The sequence below is a fragment of the Halomonas sp. BL6 genome, from assembly GCF_006228115.1.
Classification (GTDB): Bacteria; Pseudomonadota; Gammaproteobacteria; order Pseudomonadales; family Halomonadaceae; genus Vreelandella; species Vreelandella piezotolerans.
In genome coordinates this window covers 151,764-169,682 of sequence record NZ_VDGL01000004.1, presented here as the reverse complement: position 1 = coordinate 169,682, position 17,919 = coordinate 151,764, and the positions used below count along the sequence as shown (strand labels likewise).

Sequence of the window (17,919 nt, the reverse complement as noted above, 5' to 3'; positions counted from 1 at the left end):
TTACACTATCCAAGGAGATAACAATGAAAAAACGCCTGATCGTGCATGGCCAACTCAGTGCCGTTCAGTTAGCCACCCTTGAGCATCTATTTGAAGTCACCCAGCTATCTAAAGCGATGCCGCTGGACACTCCGACAAATCGCCATCACCTAGCAGAAGTCCATGGCATTATCGGTTCTGGCCTTGCGATTACCCCCGAATTACTGGATGCAGCGCCCAAGCTTGAAGTCATCTCGACTATATCGGTGGGTTACGACAACATTCCTGTCGATGAACTGACCCGTCGCGGCATCATGCTGTGCAATACACCCGATGTACTCACCGAAACCACCGCTGATACTGGCTTTACCCTGATCATGGCCACCGCAAGGCGGGTCGTTGAGTTAGCAGAGTGGGTCAAAGCCGGTCAGTGGGAGGCCAGTATTGGCCCTTCGCTCTATGGCAGCGACGTGCACGGCAAAACGCTGGGCATGGTGGGTTTTGGCCGCATAGGGCAAGCCGTTGCTAGACGCGCTGCTCTGGGTTTTGATATGAAGGTCCTCTACTCCAACGCTTCACCCAAGCCCGACGTCGAACGAGAGCTAAGTGCTGAACGCCGTGAACTGGACGCATTACTGGCCGAAGCTGATTTTGTCTGCGTGACCGTTCCATTGACCGCCGACACTGAACGACTGATCGGTGCCCAACAGTTCGCGCTGATGAAGCGTACCGCTATTTTTATCAATATTTCGCGTGGCAAGGTGGTCGATGAAAGCGCCTTGATCAATGCCCTAGAAAACGGGGTGATCAAAGCCGCAGGCCTGGATGTCTTTGAGCAGGAGCCACTCTCCACTTCATCGCCACTGCCTCACATGGCTAATGTGGTCGCCCTCCCTCACATCGGCTCTGCCACCCATGAAACCCGTGACGCCATGGCCCAGCGTGCGGTCGATAATATCCGTTTAGCACTGCAGGGTGAGCCGCCGATCAGCCTTGTGAACGAAGAGGTAAATCAATGAGTTCAGGCCACAGCACACCCTCGCACTTCTGCCTTCTATTCGACTGCGACGGCACCCTAGTGGATAGCGAAATACTTCTTGCTGACGTAATGGGTGAGATCTTTCCTGAGTTTGGCCTTTCCTTCTCGTCACAGCAGTATATGGAGGAGTTTCGTGGCGTGCGCTTCCATACCATCGTTCACATTTTGGAGCATCGCTTCCACAAGTTAACAGAGGAAGCGCTTAACCAGCTTGAGGCAGGAATGCGGACTCGTATGGAAGCACGCATGCGCGCCGAATTGATGGCCATCCCAGGCATACCGGATGCGCTCGCGCAGTTAAAGAGCTACCCCAAAGCAGTGGTGTCTAACGGCCCTGAGCGAAAAATCCGCTGCGCGCTAGAAAGCACACAGCTGGAAAACCACTTTCAAGGCCAGTTATTCAGCGCTTACACCCTCAATGTCTGGAAGCCAGACCCAGAGTTGTACCGTAAAGCAGCAGCTGCCATGGGGTTTGTTCCACAGCACTGCATTGTGATTGATGATGCGGCGGTGGGCGTAGAAGCAGGCTTGGCGGCAGGTATGCAGGTTATCCACCTCAACCACTTTCCCAACGAGGAGAGCACGCCCGAGGGCGCGGTGGGTATCCACCACGCCAACGAGCTGCCAGCGGTCATTGGGGAGCTAATGACAACTATCAACACCTAGCGCATACATGGCGACCCGAATCGCGTTTAAAAGCAGGTCGCCAAGCGTTCTTTCACATTCAAAGCATCATCAACTAATAATAGTTGCCGCCATTTATCGAACGTCAGACAGGGGTGGGAGGCACCAAACGCCACGATGTCTCCCACCTCAACGTCCTGAGCATCGTTAGGCAGACGTACGAATGTGTGCTGATCCATGATTTTCGTCACCTCCCAGCCAGTGACCGATAGCAGTTGCGCGGGGGTACCAGCCTCCCGATATCGACGCAGGGCAATCGGCATCTGATCATGGCCAATATCGCGCTTGCCTAGCGCAATAATGGCAAGACCAGGCTCGGGAAGCGACTGCACCTGGGCAAAGACTTCAAGGGCGGGCTCGAGCCCCTGCTGCAAATCGGGCCGACGACTAAATACGGCGGACTGCGCCTCGCGATACAATCCATGGTCATGCACCACATAGCACCCCGGCCGCAATACAGGCGTAAAATGCTCATGTAGCGGCGCACCGTCAAAGGCTTCGGCAATGATGTCATACCAAGCGGATCCTGAAGCAGTGACAATCGGGGCAGGTGCTGCAAAGCGTTGAGCAGCTTCAAGCGCTACCGCCACTTCCACAAGATAGTTAGCGTAAGCGCGGATGCCCTCCTCAGGATTATCCCCGTGCACGACACCTTCATAGCCCTCCAGCCCAGCCAACACCAGCGCTGGCTCATTAGTAATCGTCTCGGCAAGCGAAAGAATCTGCTCCTGAGTACGGCACCCACACCGCCCGCCAGCCACGCCTACTTCAATCAGCACTGGCAACGTCAAACCACGCTCGGCAAAAAAACGACCTAACTGGCGCACGTTCTCTTGGCTATCGACCACACAGTAAAAAGTCGCCCCTTGCTCGATTAGGCTGGCAATGATGGCCATGTTGGCCTGACCAACCAACTGGTTAGCCATCAGCAGTCGAGTAATGCCATTGCTGAACGCGGCACGACACTGGGCAGCAGTTGCCAGAGTGATTCCCCACGCTCCGGCCTGAAGCTGGCGGTGGAAAAGCGCTGGGGTCATGGTGGTTTTACCGTGGGGGGCCAACTGAGCTCCATGGGATTCAGCAAATCGCTGCATCCACGCCAGGTTATGTGTAAGGGGAGTCTCATGCACCACCGCTGCAGGCAGGCTAACACCAGCCAACAGATTGGAACTGATCTCCACCCCACCCTTATCTATCGTTAACGCTTCTTGCTGCATGACCCCATTTCCTCATTCACTGCGCGTAATGAAACATCCGGCTCACGGGCCGAAATGTTAGATACTTTCACACTTATTGACTTCAAGATAGAAACTAACATACTTTTTAGGCAAGGCAACCTTCAGGAGTCCACGGTGAGCCAAGAAATAGATATTTTGTCCCGTATTACCACTGACTTTGCAGCTCTTCGCGATGCAGAAAAAAAAGTCGCCGAATTGATCTTCGCCGACATCGACTTTGTTACCGAGGCGAGTATCGGCGAGATTGCCCAACGTGCCGGAGTCAGCGATGCCAGCGTGACGCGTTTTGCACGTGCCATCGGTTGCGCCAATGTGCGTGATTTGAAAACGCGCCTGACCCGGGCGCTGGCAGCCGGAAGGCGTTTCATCCAGGAAGCAACACCTGAAGACAGTTCCAGCGTGGTTTACGACATCGCCACACAGACCCTTGCACTCAACCGTGACCTGCTGGCTCAGGCTGATGTAGCGGGGGCAGTTGAACAGCTGGATAACGCACGCCAGATACTAGTTTTCGGCTCTGGAGGTGGTTCAAGCACACTCTCTCAAGAGCTACAGTTTCGCCTTGTCCGCCTGGGCTATGCGATCAGCGCCTATCCTCAAGCGCTGTTGCCCCGCATGGTGGCTTCTACCCTTGATCCAGATGATGTCGTCGTTGTGCTCTCAGTCACCGGCTACACCCCAGAGATGGTGGAGTCGGCGCAGATTGCCAAGCAGTACGGTGCCAAAGTGATTGCCATCACAGCATTGAACTCACCACTCGCCAACACTTCCGACATCGTGCTGCCCATCACCTCCCGCGAAACTGACTTCATCTACCATCCCTCTGCATCACGCTACGCCATGCTCGCCGTCATTGATGTGCTAGCCCTGGAGCTTGCCATGCGCCATCGCGAACGTTCGCGGACTAAGCTGCGTCGGCTCAAGCTCAGCCTGGACGACCATCGTGGTGGTGATAACCGCCAGCCCTTAGGAGATTAATATGGTTTACGATCTGCTGATCCGTAACGCCAACGTGCTTGATGGCTCCGGTGCCCCACCTTTCCTGGCCGATGTCGCTATCCAAGGTGAGCGTATCTGCGCTATTGGCAAGATGCCTTATGCCACCGCTACGACCACCATTGAGGCTGACGAGCGCTATCTGGCACCCGGTTTTATCGATGTCCACACCCATGACGATACCAACGTCATTCGCACTCCAGAAATGCTGCCAAAGCTGACCCAAGGCGTCACCACCGTGGTCGTCGGTAATTGCGGAATAAGCGTCAGCCCGGTCACTCTCACTGCTGACGTCCCCGATCCGATGAACTTACTGGGTAGCGCCGAAGACTTCCGCTATCCAAGCTTCGCTGACTACGCCTCGGCCGTCGATATCGCACGGCCCAGTATCAATGTTGCTGCCCTAGTTGGGCATACCAGCCTGCGCAGCCAAGTCATGGATAGCTTTGACCGCCCTGCCAGTAACGATGAAATCGCTGCCATGGAAGTGCTGCTTCGTCAGGCACTTGATGAAGGTGCTTTAGGCCTGAGCTCCGGGCTTGCCTATCGTAACGCGATACACGCGCCAACTTCGGAGATGGCCCCTTTGGTGGCTGCCGTTGGGTATTCGGGTGGCGTCTATACCACCCATCTTCGCGATGAATTTGCAGGCTTGCTGGACGCGATGGACGAAGCATTTGCCACTGCTCGCGCAGGCCAGGTACCACTCGTGATCTCGCATTTGAAATGTGCAGGCGCAGGTAACTGGGGAGGAGCAGGAAAGGCACTGAGCAAGTTGGAAATGGCCGCCCAGCACCAGCATGCTCACTGTGATTGTTACCCTTATACGGCTGGCTCTTCAACCCTGGACCTCGGGCAAGTGACGGATGAGATAGAGATCACCATTACTTGGTCGAAACCGCACCCGGAGCAGGCACGGCGTCCTTTAAAAGAGATCGCCGCTGAGTGGGAAGTATCGCTGCTGGAAGCAGCCAGACGGTTACAGCCAGCAGGGGCGGTTTACCACAACATGAGCGAAGCGGATATGCAGCAGGTGTTGGCGCATCCGCTTTCCATGGTGGGATCGGATGGCCTACCGAACGACCCGCACCCCCACCCTAGGCTCTGGGGAGCCTTCCCTCGGGTGCTTGCCCATTACAGCCGCGATTTAAATTTGATACCGCTGGCAGAAGCGGTACGCAAGATGACCAGCCTTTCAGCCGCCAATTTTGGACTGACGGATCGAGGTATCGTCCAGGTCGGTGCCTATGCCGACCTTACCCTCTTCGACCTTGCAGTCCTGGAAGATACAGCGAACTACGAAACCCCGATTGCGGCTGCAAAAGGCATCGAGTTGGTCGTGGTAAACGGCCAGCTCGCCTATTACCAGGGGTCTATCACCGATCAGCGTTCAGGGCGAATGCTGCGCCGCACTGAGCGTATTTCCCAAGTAATACCATCCAATCAGGAGTCAATATCATGAGCATCACACGTTATGGAACTGAAGGCGGTGTAGGTACTGGCGGTCAAAAACTGCCGTTTGCCCGCGCTGTCGAGGCCGGTGGTTGGCTATACGTATCAGGACAAACCCCTATGACCGATGGTGAAGTCGTGGAGGGCGGCATTGTTGAGCAGACCCGCCTCGCCTTCGATAACTGCTTGGCCATCATGCAAGAGGCAGGATATGGCGTCGAAGACGTTGTGCATGTCACTACGGTGTTGACCGATGCCCGCTATTTCACGTCTTTCAACAAGGTCTTCAAAGAAATATTCGGCGACAACCCACCGGCTCGTATTTGCAGCGTTCAAGACTTAGTCGTGGATTGCAAAGTAGAAGTCGATGTGAAGTGTTACCGAGCTGATCGCGTCTAGGCACCGCAACAGCAGCACCTCAAAAAAGCGCCGCACCCCGGCAAGGGTGCGGCGCCAGATTGCCGCTTGATCACGATAAAAGTCCCGCGGCAATCGCTTCCATTGCCTACCTATCGGCCGCGGCAACGGCCGGATAAACAACGATAAGAGGTTACCATGAACAGTCAAATATTCCTTGCCGCCTTTGTGCTCTATATTATCGCCATGATCGTCTTTGGATGGTGGGTGTCACGACATAAACGTGGCAGCGGTGACGACTTTTTGCTTGGCGGGCGAAGTGTTCCCCTATTTCTCACCGTGGGCACCACGGTCGCCACAATGGTGGGTACCGGTTCCAGCATGGGGGCCGTTGGCTTTGGTTATGCAAATGGCTGGGCGGGGGCGCTCTACGGTATCGGTGGTGCCATTGGGGTGCTTCTACTCGCCGTCTGCTTTGCCCCTGTGCGTAAACTTCGCTTCATGACGATGAGTGAAGAGCTGGCCTATTACGTTGGCGCGAATCGGTTAGTGCGTAACATTGTTGCGCTTCTCATCTATATCGCCTGCATTGGCTGGCTCGGTGCCCATATTCTTGGCGGTGGCCTGTACCTCTCCTGGATGGCGGGTATCGACCTGACCACGGCACGTATTCTGGTGGCACTGGGCTTTGGCATTTACTGCGTGGTGGGCGGCTACTTTGCGGTCATCTGGACCGACACCATTCAAGCCATCGTGCTCTTTGCAGGCTTTATTTTGATGGCCGCGCTGGCACTGGTGGAAGTGGGCGGTTTCTCAGGGCTTACTGCAGGTATGGACGCAGGTGCCATCAGTTTTCTAGGCATTGGTCAGATTGGTGCACTGCCGGCATTGTCTCTAGCCGCTGTCATTGCGATTGGCGTGCTGGCCACGCCTTCGTTTCGGCAGCGGATCTATTCCGGCGAATCCGTCGGTTCGGTACGTCGTTCGTTCTTGATCACGGGTGTTCTTTATCTCGGGTTCTCAATCATTCCTGCCATTATCGGTATGGCCACCCACGCTCTCAATCCAGGGCTTGAGAATAGCAACTACGCCTTTCCCTTCCTGGCGACGGAAATCATGCCATTAGGATTGGGGCTACTGCTGTTGGTAGCAGGCCTCTCTGCGACCATGTCGAGCGCAAGCTCCGACGCCATCGCCGGTGTGTCCACGCTGATCCGAGACCTCTATGTACTCGCCACGGGCCGCACCCCGTCAGCCCGCAATGTGGTGCGCTTCTCACGGATCGCCCTGGTAGCCACCATTGGTTTAGCACTGCTGTTCGCGCTTGCCTCGGACAACGTAATTACCTACATCACCCGCATGATCTCGACGATTCTGTCAGGACTGTTTATGAGCGCCATGCTGGGGCGCTTCTGGCCACGCTACAACTGGCAGGGTGCCATTGCCACACTGCTATGTGCCTCCGCCACTTCCTTGATCATTATCGCCAACAGCGATTGGACAGCTTTCTGGGGCAATCCCAGCATCCCTGCCGTTCTCGCTGCGCTGGTGGCCGGGGTCGTTGTGAGCCTACTGACACCGGCCTCGCAGGTCTCCCCTGATCAGGCACTGGCAATTCTTGACCAAGAACGCCAGCGCATGGAGCAAGTGCCAGAGCCAACGCTCACCGGCGCTGAAGCGACCTCAACGACTCGCTAACCGCCAAAAAGCTGAAAAAAAGCCCCACGATTGTGAACTGACACCTCAACCGTGGGGCTTTGATTGGTACTAAAGAACTTATAGCGCCGCTAAAGCCTCGCTAAAGCTCTTCTGGATCAGAGCTTGATAGGCCGCCGTCACCGCCAGCGCGAACTCATCGTTTTTAGCCAGTTCGCTGGGCACGACATCGTCCATGGCTAAGAAGGCGGCTACCAGCGCCTCTGCGTCTGAGCGGCTGCTGGAATCATGCCTCTGATGCAATTGCGCAAAGCGTTTGGCCAACGGGTCATCGACCGTATAGCGATTACCCTGGAGATCTTCACCTGCGGTATAACGGATCCAGGCCGCCATGCCGAGTGCCACACAAGGTGAGGGTTGGCCAGTACCAGCACGCTCCAGCGTACCCGACAACCATCGCTGCGGAAGCTTCTGGCTTCCATCCATGGCAATTTGCTGCAGGCGGTGACGCAAACTGTCATTGGCGAAGCGCGCCAATAGCGAGTCGGCATAAGCCACTAAGTCGATACCCTCGGGCATATCGAGTGTCGGTGCGGCTTCCTCAAGCATGTAGCGACGCAACAGTGTGCGCAGTTCAGCTTGATGAATACCGTCAACAACCGTCTCAATGCCTGCCAGTGCACCAAGATAGGCAAGCAGTGAATGACTGCCGTTCAACATGCGCAGCTTCATGGTTTCAAAAGGGGCCACATCGGCCACCATTTCCACCCCTTCTGCTTCCCAGCTTGGCCGCCCCTGGGGAAAGTGGTCTTCAACCACCCACTGGGAGAAGGCTTCACACACCACGGCATTGGCATCGGCTATTCCCAGCGCCGCCAAACGCTCAAAGTCTGTATCCGTCATGGCTGGCACAATGCGATCTACCATACTGCAGGGAAAGGCAACCTCATCGGCAATCCAGCGGGCCAGCGTCGGATCGCGGTACTCGGCCAATTGCACTACCGCCTGCCGTGTACGCGTTCCGTTGTCGGGCATGTTGTCGCAAGAGAGCACTGTAAAGGGAGGAATCACCGCCTCACGCCGCCGCGCTAACGCTTCCACCAACAATCCAGGCGCGGTTCGGGGCTGTTGCGGAGAGGCGATATCTTCGATGATCATAGAATCATCACTTCTTAACTCACCGCTCGCCGGGTTGAGAAAGTAGCCCTTTTCGGTGACCGTCAAAGTAACGATACGAGTGTCTGCAGAGGCCAATCGTGCCAGTAACGCTTCCCTATCCCGGCCCCAGTCGCCAGCGTGATCACGGCCAGAAAAGAGGGTCTCTTCGATCACCCCGATTTCACGCAGCGTAAGGTGTTGGCTGTTGGCGTACTCCGCGACATGATAACGATATCCTGCCTCAGCAAGATCATCGACCAGCCCAATACTGGAACGCAAATTAGCGCTACACACGCCCCACCCAACATCACCGCTGCGCTGACGGTAACGCTCTAGGTACACCGCCTGATGAGCACGATGAAATGCACCAAGTCCGAGATGAGCAATGGCCAGCTGGCTCGATGGCGGAGCTGCAGATATAGACTCAACGTTTGGCATCGTTAGCTCCTACCAGTGCCACAACGTACCATCTTCCAGGCGATTCACCGGAAGGCTGGCACGTTTATAGGGGTATTGTTTGGCCAGCGTTTCATCAATATCCACCCCGTGCCCCGGTGTTTCACCGACAATGAAGTGCCCATCGACAAACTGGTAATCATGCGAGAAAACGGTATCTACCACTGCCTCGTGGGGCATATGTTCCTGAATACCGAAATTAGGCACCCACGTATCGAAATGAATAGCGGCACCCAGGCATACCGGTGATAGATCCGTGGCCCCATGAAAGCCCGTACGGACATGGTAAAGCGACGCAAGATCAGCGATTCTGCGCATGTGGGTAATGCCACCGCCATGACTCAGCGGCGTACGAATATAGTCAATCAGCTGTGCTTCCAACAACTCGCGATAGTCATGAATTGAATTGAACACCTCCCCCACTGCTAACGGCGTGGTTGAGTGCTGGCGAATGAGCCGAAAGCTTTCTTGATTCTCTGCTGGCACACAATCTTCCAGCCAAAACAGATGGTAGGGTTCTACTTCCTTCGCTAGACGCGCGGCTTCAATGGGCGTCAAACGGTGGTGAACGTCGTGCAGGACATGGATGTCGGCACCGAACTGCTCCCGCACGGCCTCGAATAGCTTGGGCACGTGGTTCAAATACTTTTCGGTACTCCAGACATTCTCACTGGGCAATTCTGCATCGGCGGGCTCATAGCGCTCTCCGTCCTTCTTGGTCACGCCATACGTGGTAGGAATACCCGGGACACCTGCTTGCACTCTGACCGCGCGATAGCCCAGCTTCACATGTTTCTCTACCTCACTGAGACAAGCATCAATATCCTTGCCAGTACAGTGAGCATAGGTCATCACTCGCTCACGGCTTTTCCCACCCAGTAACTGATAGAGCGGCAACCCTGCCACCTTGGCCTTGATATCCCAAAGAGCCAAGTCCACCGCCGCGATGGCCGACATAGTGACAGGCCCACGCCGCCAGTAAGCACCGCGATAAAGAAAGTGCCATATATCTTCAATTCGGCTTGCATCACGGCCAATCAGCGCCGGTAGAACATGCTCTTCCAGGTAAGCCACCACTGCCAGCTCACGCCCATTCAGCGTCGCGTCACCAATACCGTAAACACCGGATTCAGTAATAATTTTGAGTGTTACAAAGTTACGTCCTGGTGACGTAACAATTAAATAAGCGTCACTTATAATCATCATTATTCCATTACGAAGAGTAAAAGGTAATCAACGCTCAAAGAGGTAGCGCTGCACATTGTCATAACAAACGGCGCGCACCATTTCCCCGACTCGATCCACGTCGCTAGGTAGCTCACCACGCATCATCTGAGCCCCCAGCATCTGGCAAAAAATACGCCGGAAATAGTCATGCCTGGAAAAGGACAAAAGACTGCGTGAGTCTGTCAGCATGCCAACGAAGTGACGCAACAAACCAAACTGCATCTGGGTCGTTAACTGCCGCTCCATGCCATCACGCTGGTCGTTAAACCACCAGGCAGCGCCAAATTGAACCTTGCCGGGAATGCCATCCCCCTGAAAAGAACCGGCAAGACCCGCCAACATCTCGTTGTCCCGTGGGTTGAGGTTATAAAGTACGGTACGTGGAAGCTGATGTTCCTGATCGAGCGCGTCCAACAGCGCCGCCAAGGGTTCGGCATAGGTAGTATCACCAATGGCATCGAAGCCGCTGTTCGCTCCTATCTCACGTCGCCCCCGCTGGCTTAAGTCACGCAAGGCACCAATGTGGAGCTGCATGACCCAGCCCCGTCGGGCATACTCCTTGCCCAGCCATAACAGAACAGCCGTGGTAAAACCGTGGGCGTCATCACTGCTCAGCGCCTCCCCGCCCTTTCTTCGCTCCAGAATACGATCAAGCGCATGGGCGGCAGGTGGTACGACAAACACTGGCTTTTCTAAGCTGTGATCGGAAAGGCAGCACCCTGCCCCCTCGAAATGTTCCAATCGTTGGTAAAGAGCTGCCAATAAATCATCGAAGCGCTGAATGGTCAGGCCGCTGGCCGCTTCGAGCTTTGCCAGATAATCGATAAAACCCGGTTGCTCAACCTTGAGTACCAAGTCGGCACGGAAAGTAGGCAGCATGGTTGGGCCAGCGCCACTGGTTGCATGCCGTTGGTGGTCGGCCAAGCTGTCGGTGGGGTCATCCGTGGTACAAATGGTACGTACGTTGAAGCGCTTTAAGATCCCTTGAGCACTGAGCTGAGGCGTTGCCAACCGCTGCTGCGAGGTCTGCCACACTTCCTCCGCCGTTTCTGCCGAAAGAAGCACATCGTTGATCCCCAGTGGCTCGCGCAATTCAAGGTGGGTCCAATGATAGAGAGGATTGCCCAAGCAATCCGGCACGGTTTCTGCCCATGCTTGAAAGCGCTCCCGATCACTGACGTTCCCGGTAATAAGCTGCTCTGCGACACCCGCGCACCGCATGGCTCGCCATTTATAGTGATCGCCCTTGAGCCAAAGTTGGGTCAAGTTATCAAATTGAACGTCGTTAACTATTTCAAGTGGGTCCAAGTGCGAGTGATAGTCGCAAATCGGCATGACAGCAGCATGTTCATGATAGAGCCGTCGGGCAGCTTCATTTTCCAATAAAAAATCTGCACCTATGAACTCAATTTGGTCGTTAAACTTCATCGTTACTCCTGGGTCATTGAGACATTCATAGGAACTTCTACCCAAGTAACAAGTTGGGCAAAAACAGAACAATATCCGGGAAGAAAAGAATACCCAGAACCACTACGAAGACCGCAAAAGCGAAAGGCAGTAGTTCACGGCTATACTCATAAAACGAGCAGCGTAAAATGCCGCATACGGTATACATCGAAATACCGACCGGGGGTGTCATGCCGCCGAAAGTGACCAGTGTCATCATAAGCAGCCCGAAATGAACAGGATCAATACCAGCCGCTTTAATAACCGGTACTAAAATGGGGGTCAGCAACATCACCACAACAGTAGCCTCAAGCAGCATGCCTAAAAAGACCAGCAGCAACGACACGGTAAGCAGTAAGGTGATATGGCTGGAGAACACGCCAAGGGTTAATTCAGCGATTGTTTGCGGGACTCTTTCAAAAGAAACGACATAACCGATAATGCCCGAGAACATAATAATGAGCATAATCATGCCAATATCTCGCACGCTGGCACGCATGGCATTCAGGATTTCGTTCACCCCCATCACCTGATGGATAACACACCCTACTAACAGCGCATAAGCAACGGCAAACGCACCTGCTTCGGAAGGTGTAAACAATCCATAACGGATACCTACCAACAGCCACACGGGGAAGAGTATGGCCCAGATACTACTACGCAGTGCCTTCAAGACTTCTGAGCCAGTAGGCAAGTGCTCTCTAACGGGCTGATAGCCGCGTCGTTTGGCCATAATGTAAGTAGTCACCATTAACGCAACCATCAATAAAAAACCGGGGACCAACCCGGCGATGAAGAGTCGCCCTATCGAGACTTCCCCAAGGTAGCCATACAGAATCAAACCGATGCTGGGTGGAATCGTCGCCGTAATTAAGCCACCGATAGACAGCACCGCCCCTGTAAATCCAGAAGAGTAGCCACCCTTGATCATGCTTTTCCCCAACACACGGGACTGCATAGCGGCATCGGCCACTGCGGAGCCTGACACCCCACCCATCAACGTGCTCAGCACAATGCTTGCCTGCGCCAAACCGCCGCTCATCCACCCCGCCAACAGGGTAGAGAGATGAACTAAGCGAGGGGTAATGCCACTGGCATTCATTAAGTGGCCGATAAAAATAAACAACGGAACGGCCAAGAGCGGAAAAGACTGTGTCGAAGAGACGACTCGCTGCACAGCGATACTCGTTGGCAAGAATGTTTCAGGTAGCAAAAAGTAAGAAAAACCCGCAATTCCAATAGCAAATGCGACAGGCATGCCAATGGCCATAAGAAACAGGCCAAAAACCAGTAATAGCGCGGCTGTCATAGCGACTCCTCCACCATGTCGTCATCGTCAGCCATCAAGCTACCCATAACACCATTAGCGGATATGCGACGTACCAATGAAACCATCATAAGCAAAGCACCAATCGGAAGCGCCAAAGTGATATAACCATAACTTAGCCCCGCCACTCCCATTGGGCGCTGCCAGTTTGAGGTGGCTAAACCAAAGCCATACCAAGCAAGAAGAACTAAAAAGAGCAGCATCATCGCAATACACAAACTGGTAATCATGAATTGCAACTTAGCGGGTAACCGAATAACCAGCGCGTCAATGCGCACCTGACCACCGTGACGTAGCGTGATGTCGGCACCTAACACGGCAGTCCAGATAAACAGGAATTGCGCCAATTCAGCACCACCGGCGAAGGGACTTCCGACGGCTCTAGCGGTTGAGCTAATAAACATCGTGAGAGAGGTACCTCCGAGCAGCAAGATGGCTAACCACTCCTCACCTTTATCGTACCAATGCCACATACAGCATTCCTCGCCCCATAGGGCATATGGATGGTGGGGTTAATAGCAAAGAGAAAAGGGGAAAGCTCCTGCCCAGAGAACCAATACGGGCAGGAGCGGAGACTCACTCTCCAGAGAGCAGTTGCTTGCGATATTGGTCGTAGCCTAACTCTTCATAGACGCTGCCAACGCGCTCCCGGAATAGTTCGATATCTACATCGGTAAATGTGACGCCTTCAGCTTCCATCCTCTCCCGCACAGCGGCCTGTGCTTCTATGGTGGCTTGACTCGCCGCGTCACCCGCCTTTAAGAGTTCTTCATCGAGAATAGTGCGTAGCTCTTCAGGCAAAGTTTGATACCACTGATCAGAAGTGGCGATCCCCGTCATTAAATGAATATGATTCGTTAATGCCACATTCGTAATCACTTCATGGAGGTTTTGGCCTTCGGCAGCAGTTAATTGTGCTTCTGCGCCATCAATGGAGCCTAATTGAAGCGCAGAGTAAACTTCCGACCAGGGCAAGGGAGTGGCGGTTGCCCCCATGGCTTCAATTGTTTTTACCCATACTGGGGAGTTGATTGTTCGTACACGTACGCCATTCAAGTCGTCAGGTGCCTTGACTTCATTCTGAGTCAGCATCTGCCGCGACCCCTGGAACCAGTTGTAATTAAGTAGACGAAGGCCACTCACGCCTGCCAACCCTTCCACCCACTCCTGATACAGCGGCGACGCGGTTATTTGAGCGTAATCACGCGAGTCTTCAACCAAGTAAGGAGCACTTAAGATGCCAAGCTCTGGTTGATATTCCGATAAACGGCCAGCATCAATGAGAATAGCGATATTGGCACCACTGCGGATTTGCTCTACGACATCTTCATCGGAGCCCAACTGGCTATTCGGGAAAATCTGGATCGTCAGCTCACCATCAGAACGCTCTTCAATACTTTGCTGAGCGCTCTGCAAAGCCTGTGCGATAGGATCTTGGGGGCTCAATGCGATAGAGACATTGAGCTGGTAAGCAGCGTGTGCAGTTTGACTTGCGACAACCAGCGCAATCGCTGGGAGTAACCGTGCGAGTTTCATCTTCAACTCCTCAAGATAATTATTATTGGTCATTTTTTCACCAGCATTACGGCTGGAACTACGTCATGCAGGGCAATCATTCATCTGGTTTATATGGCTGTGTTTATGTGGAACGTGCTGGAGCAGCCAATCCCACTCCTGCAAATAAATCGGGGAAACGATGCTCAAGTTCAGGCAACGAATTCAGGATTTCACGCTGATGAACACTCATCGCCTTCTCGGCGGCGTCACTATCTGAAGCCGCTATTGCATCGACGATTGCCTGATGCTGATCGGCTAACTTAGGGATCGGTGTAGAGTCAGGAATACTCAAATAACGTACCCGGTCCAATTGCGCCTTCACATCTTCGATGACGTTCCATGCCATGATTTGTCCTGTGGAAAAGGCCAATGTGCGATGAAACATCTCATCAAGAAAAAAGAAGCGGTCATGGTCCTGGCGCTCAATACAGCTGCGCTGGCGCTCAATCAGTTCGTTAAGCTCCATTAGCACACTTTCAGTAAGTGCCCCCTTGGCGGCTTCCAGCGTAATGGCGACCTCCAATGACTCGCGGATAAAGCGTGCTTCCAGAACCGCCTGTCGGGAAATGCCCACCACATACGTGCCTCGTTGAGGGCGCACTTCAACCAACCCTGCCTCTGAGAGGCGGATAAACGCCTCTCTCACGGGCTGGCGACTGACAGCGAATAAATCCGCAATCTCCTTTTCAGAAAGCGCCTGCCCCGGTGCCAGCACCATGCGAATAATCGCTTGCCGCAATACGTTATAGAGACGTTGGCGCACCGAAACATCACTACCTTCCCTCTGCCACATCCCTTGCAAATCTGTCTTCATGTTACTCCAGAAAGTGCTTATGCACGCCAACTGATACAACTAGTATGGTAGTATGGATGAAATAAAAAAAGGCTAAATGAATTAGCCTTTAGTCGACTAAGCAACTTCTCACATAAAAAACTACTTATTCAGCTGTATGTCACTCTCTTTCAGACCTCAGAACTGCTCCCACTCACCCGCTGACGACTGCTTGGAGGGCAGCACTTTGGCGGCGGACTGATGGAGCCCAAGCGGCTGCGAGCGGCGTAGCGCTGGCAAAGGCTGCGCGCCTTGTGAGGTTCTGAAGGCGTTGACGCTGTTGGTCAGAGCGGCGGCTTCCCCACTGAGGGTATCTGCCACCCGCCGGTAGCTCTCCATATCCGAGGCGCTGGCTTGGGTCGTGCTGTCGATCTCGGCAATGGCTAGTCCTACTTGGGCAACGCCGTCGCTCTGCTCGCTGGCCGCTCGGCTAATCTCTGCCATCAGGTCGTTGACCCGCTGACTGGCATGTCGGATACGCTGGGTCGCCGCTTGCGTTTCTCGCGTATGAGACGCGCTTTCCAGCACGCTTTGATTGGTGTCCACGATCATGCGTTGCACTTCTTTGGCCGCTTCAGCGGTCTGATTGGAGAGCTTTCGCACCTCTTGGGCCACTACCGCAAAGCCACGTCCGTGTTCGCCAGCACGCGCCGCTTCCACCGACGCATTGAGAGCCAAAATATTGGTTTGAAACGCGATGGCATCGATGGCTTGCACCATGTGTTTCATCCGTTCGGACTGCTTGGTCAACGCGTCCATGGCCTGAGCCAACTCGTCTGTCAGGCGCGACGCGGTGCCCACTTCGGCGAGGTTGGTATCGGCCGCCTTGCTCGCAAGCTGCGCATTCGAGGCGCTTTGACGCACGGTGCTGGAAATCTCCTCCATGCTGGCAGCCGTCTCTTGTACCGCGGAGGCTTGCTGTTCCAGGCGATCCGCCATGTTGGCGTTATTGCTTAGAATTTGGCTCACCACCGGGCCAATGGTGTCCATATTGCGCTGAATATCACTGGCGGTAGAGAGCAGCGAGCGGCGCATGAGCTGAAGTGCCTCCAGCGTTTGACGAAGCGATTGGCGGCGAGTGGAAGGAATCACCGTGTTCAAGTTGCCCGCTGCCAGCTGCAGCGCAATGTCTTTCAGCGATGCGACCGAACGACTCAAGGAACCTAGCAGCAACGCGTTCACCGACCAGATCGCACTTGCCAGCACTAGGGCAAGCACAACCAAAGACCAGCTCTCGAGAGAAAAGCGTTGCGTGATCCACAAGCCTCCCCCCAGTAGCGCTACGCTCGCCAAAGACGACAGAACGACGCGCGCCTTCACTCCCTCCCACTGAAACGATGGCAACTTGCCGCGCAACCCTTTGCGCTTGAGTTTGCCGCGCTTTAAATAGTAGGGGCAGTTGTTTTCACGCATTTGACGATACAGGTGATCGAAATAGCGCGCCTTCTCTTCCCCCGCATAAGAGCGAAGCGACGCGTAGCCTTGCAGCTCGCCTTTATCGACGACGGGCACGACATTGGCGTGCACCCAATAGTGGTCGCCGTTTTTACGGCGATTTTTGACGTATCCTTGCCAAGAGAGCCCTTCTCTCAGGGTTGCCCACATATCCCGGTACACCTCGGGCGGCATATCCGGATGCCGAACGACGTTGTGCGGTTCATTCATCAACTCTTCGATGGCGAAGCCGCTCACCTCGATAAAGCGCGGGTTGGCATACGTAATATAGCCGTTGATATCCGTGCGGGAGATTAAGAAGTCATCGGGTTCAATCGGATAATTCGTTTGTGATACATAGCCGTTATTACGCATTGCCACCCCCTTTGGGAGAATACTTTTTACACCTGCAAGCCCAGTAGGCGTACTATGGCTCAGGCGCTAAAAAAAGTAACGGTAGTTACCTAGCATGTCACATTATTTGACATTCCCCCTTAGGCTCAACATAAGCTATACAATGCTTAAAAAAACCTTATTGAAAAATTAAACAATATTAAAAATTAGAGGCATTGCAGGTACGTTGTCTCATCGTCGGCTAGCTTTAACTCTCGACCCATAAGGGAATACCTCCCATTCGTTGACTAGAGTGGCTACAGGAGCTGACGATGCATTTTGGAGCGTTCAAGGAAAAAATCGAGGCTTGTCATATCTGCGCCGCGTATTGTGACCAGTGCGCTACCCAGTGCCTTCAAGAGGATGAAGTACACAAAATGGCCGAGTGCATACGCATGGATATTCAGTGCGCTCAGATCTGTCGCTTGGCGGCGTCCTACATGGCCCAAAACAGCGAATACGCCAATGACATCTGCCAACTTTGCGCCGACATTTGCCAAAAGTGTGCCGACGAGTGTGCCAAACACGACGCTGATCACTGCCAAGCGTGTGCCCAAGCTTGCCAACAGTGTGCCAACGCCTGTGCGAGCATTGCCGCTTAATGTCCGCGCCTTTAACGACATTGTCTTTCAATGGCTCAGCCGTGCTGATAACAGCACGGCTGTTTCTACTGTGTTCGTTATATCAT

General features: G+C 54.0%; 16 protein-coding genes. 7 read left to right on the top strand and 9 right to left on the bottom strand.

Translation table 11 applies throughout. The annotated features are described in order from the left end of the window. Positions 1-23: 23 nt before the first annotated feature. On the top strand, positions 24-998 hold the full coding sequence (locus FHJ80_RS10285; protein ID WP_139527068.1) for a D-glycerate dehydrogenase: 975 nt from the start codon (positions 24-26) through the stop codon (positions 996-998). After that, positions 995-1,684, top strand: a complete 690-nt coding sequence (locus tag FHJ80_RS10280) for an HAD family phosphatase (protein WP_139527067.1) — start codon at positions 995-997, stop codon at positions 1,682-1,684. The genes FHJ80_RS10285 and FHJ80_RS10280 overlap by 4 nt, the downstream gene beginning before the upstream one ends. 26 nt (positions 1,685-1,710) lie before the next feature. Here FHJ80_RS10280 and FHJ80_RS10275 read toward each other — a convergent pair whose 3' ends face one another. Further along, positions 1,711-2,919, bottom strand: coding sequence for an amino acid deaminase (locus FHJ80_RS10275; RefSeq protein ID WP_139527066.1), 1,209 nt, complete (start codon positions 2,917-2,919; stop codon positions 1,711-1,713). 54 nt (positions 2,920-2,973) lie between these two features. Between FHJ80_RS10275 and FHJ80_RS10270 the strand changes: the two genes are divergently transcribed. The 4 genes from FHJ80_RS10270 (at position 2,974) to FHJ80_RS10255 (ending at position 7,443) form a co-directional block, all read left to right on the top strand. Then, the gene (locus FHJ80_RS10270) at positions 2,974-3,918 is read left to right on the top strand and encodes a MurR/RpiR family transcriptional regulator (protein WP_255303922.1); all 945 of its coding nucleotides are present in this window, start codon (positions 2,974-2,976) and stop codon (positions 3,916-3,918) included. A gap of 1 nt (position 3,919) precedes the next feature. Then, the gene (locus FHJ80_RS10265) at positions 3,920-5,398 is read left to right on the top strand and encodes an amidohydrolase family protein (RefSeq protein WP_139527065.1); all 1,479 of its coding nucleotides are present in this window, start codon (positions 3,920-3,922) and stop codon (positions 5,396-5,398) included. Next, complete coding sequence (locus FHJ80_RS10260) at positions 5,395-5,787, top strand: RidA family protein (RefSeq protein ID WP_139527064.1); 393 nt, start codon at positions 5,395-5,397, stop codon at positions 5,785-5,787. The genes FHJ80_RS10265 and FHJ80_RS10260 overlap by 4 nt, the downstream gene beginning before the upstream one ends. Positions 5,788-5,943: 156 nt before the next feature. Next, the gene (locus FHJ80_RS10255) at positions 5,944-7,443 is read left to right on the top strand and encodes a sodium:solute symporter family protein (protein ID WP_139527063.1); all 1,500 of its coding nucleotides are present in this window, start codon (positions 5,944-5,946) and stop codon (positions 7,441-7,443) included. A gap of 78 nt (positions 7,444-7,521) precedes the next feature. On the opposite strand, the gene FHJ80_RS10250 is transcribed toward FHJ80_RS10255, so the two are convergent. From FHJ80_RS10250 to FHJ80_RS10215, 8 genes are all read right to left on the bottom strand, one after another. After that, the gene (locus FHJ80_RS10250; RefSeq protein WP_139527062.1) at positions 7,522-8,997 is read right to left on the bottom strand and encodes a mannitol dehydrogenase family protein; all 1,476 of its coding nucleotides are present in this window, start codon (positions 8,995-8,997) and stop codon (positions 7,522-7,524) included. Between the two features lie 9 nt (positions 8,998-9,006). Next, positions 9,007-10,218, bottom strand: a complete 1,212-nt coding sequence (manD, locus tag FHJ80_RS10245) for a D-mannonate dehydratase ManD (protein ID WP_139527061.1) — start codon at positions 10,216-10,218, stop codon at positions 9,007-9,009. 30 nt (positions 10,219-10,248) lie between these two features. Further along, positions 10,249-11,670, bottom strand: a complete 1,422-nt coding sequence (gene uxaC, locus FHJ80_RS10240; protein WP_139527060.1) for a glucuronate isomerase — start codon at positions 11,668-11,670, stop codon at positions 10,249-10,251. Between the two features lie 37 nt (positions 11,671-11,707). Then, a complete protein-coding gene (locus FHJ80_RS10235) occupies positions 11,708-12,997 on the bottom strand; it encodes a TRAP transporter large permease (protein WP_139527059.1) in 1,290 nt (429 codons plus the stop codon). Further along, the gene (locus FHJ80_RS10230; protein ID WP_139527058.1) at positions 12,994-13,488 is read right to left on the bottom strand and encodes a TRAP transporter small permease; all 495 of its coding nucleotides are present in this window, start codon (positions 13,486-13,488) and stop codon (positions 12,994-12,996) included. Before FHJ80_RS10230 ends, FHJ80_RS10235 begins: the two co-directional genes overlap by 4 nt. A gap of 103 nt (positions 13,489-13,591) precedes the next feature. Beyond that, positions 13,592-14,584, bottom strand: coding sequence for a C4-dicarboxylate TRAP transporter substrate-binding protein (locus tag FHJ80_RS10225; protein ID WP_255303921.1), 993 nt, complete (start codon positions 14,582-14,584; stop codon positions 13,592-13,594). Between the two features lie 70 nt (positions 14,585-14,654). Next, positions 14,655-15,386, bottom strand: a complete 732-nt coding sequence (locus FHJ80_RS10220; RefSeq protein WP_218013980.1) for a GntR family transcriptional regulator — start codon at positions 15,384-15,386, stop codon at positions 14,655-14,657. A 156-nt stretch (positions 15,387-15,542) separates the two neighbouring features. Then, positions 15,543-17,213 carry a PAS domain-containing methyl-accepting chemotaxis protein gene (locus tag FHJ80_RS10215; RefSeq protein WP_139527057.1) on the bottom strand — a complete coding sequence of 557 codons (1,671 nt, stop codon included), beginning with the start codon at positions 17,211-17,213 and terminating at the stop codon, positions 15,543-15,545. A gap of 290 nt (positions 17,214-17,503) precedes the next feature. Here FHJ80_RS10215 and FHJ80_RS10210 point away from each other — a divergent pair, with 290 nt between their 5' ends. Next, positions 17,504-17,833: a four-helix bundle copper-binding protein gene (locus FHJ80_RS10210; protein ID WP_139527056.1), complete on the top strand. Its 330-nt coding sequence runs from the start codon at positions 17,504-17,506 to the stop codon at positions 17,831-17,833. The last annotated feature ends 86 nt before the right edge of the window (positions 17,834-17,919 follow it).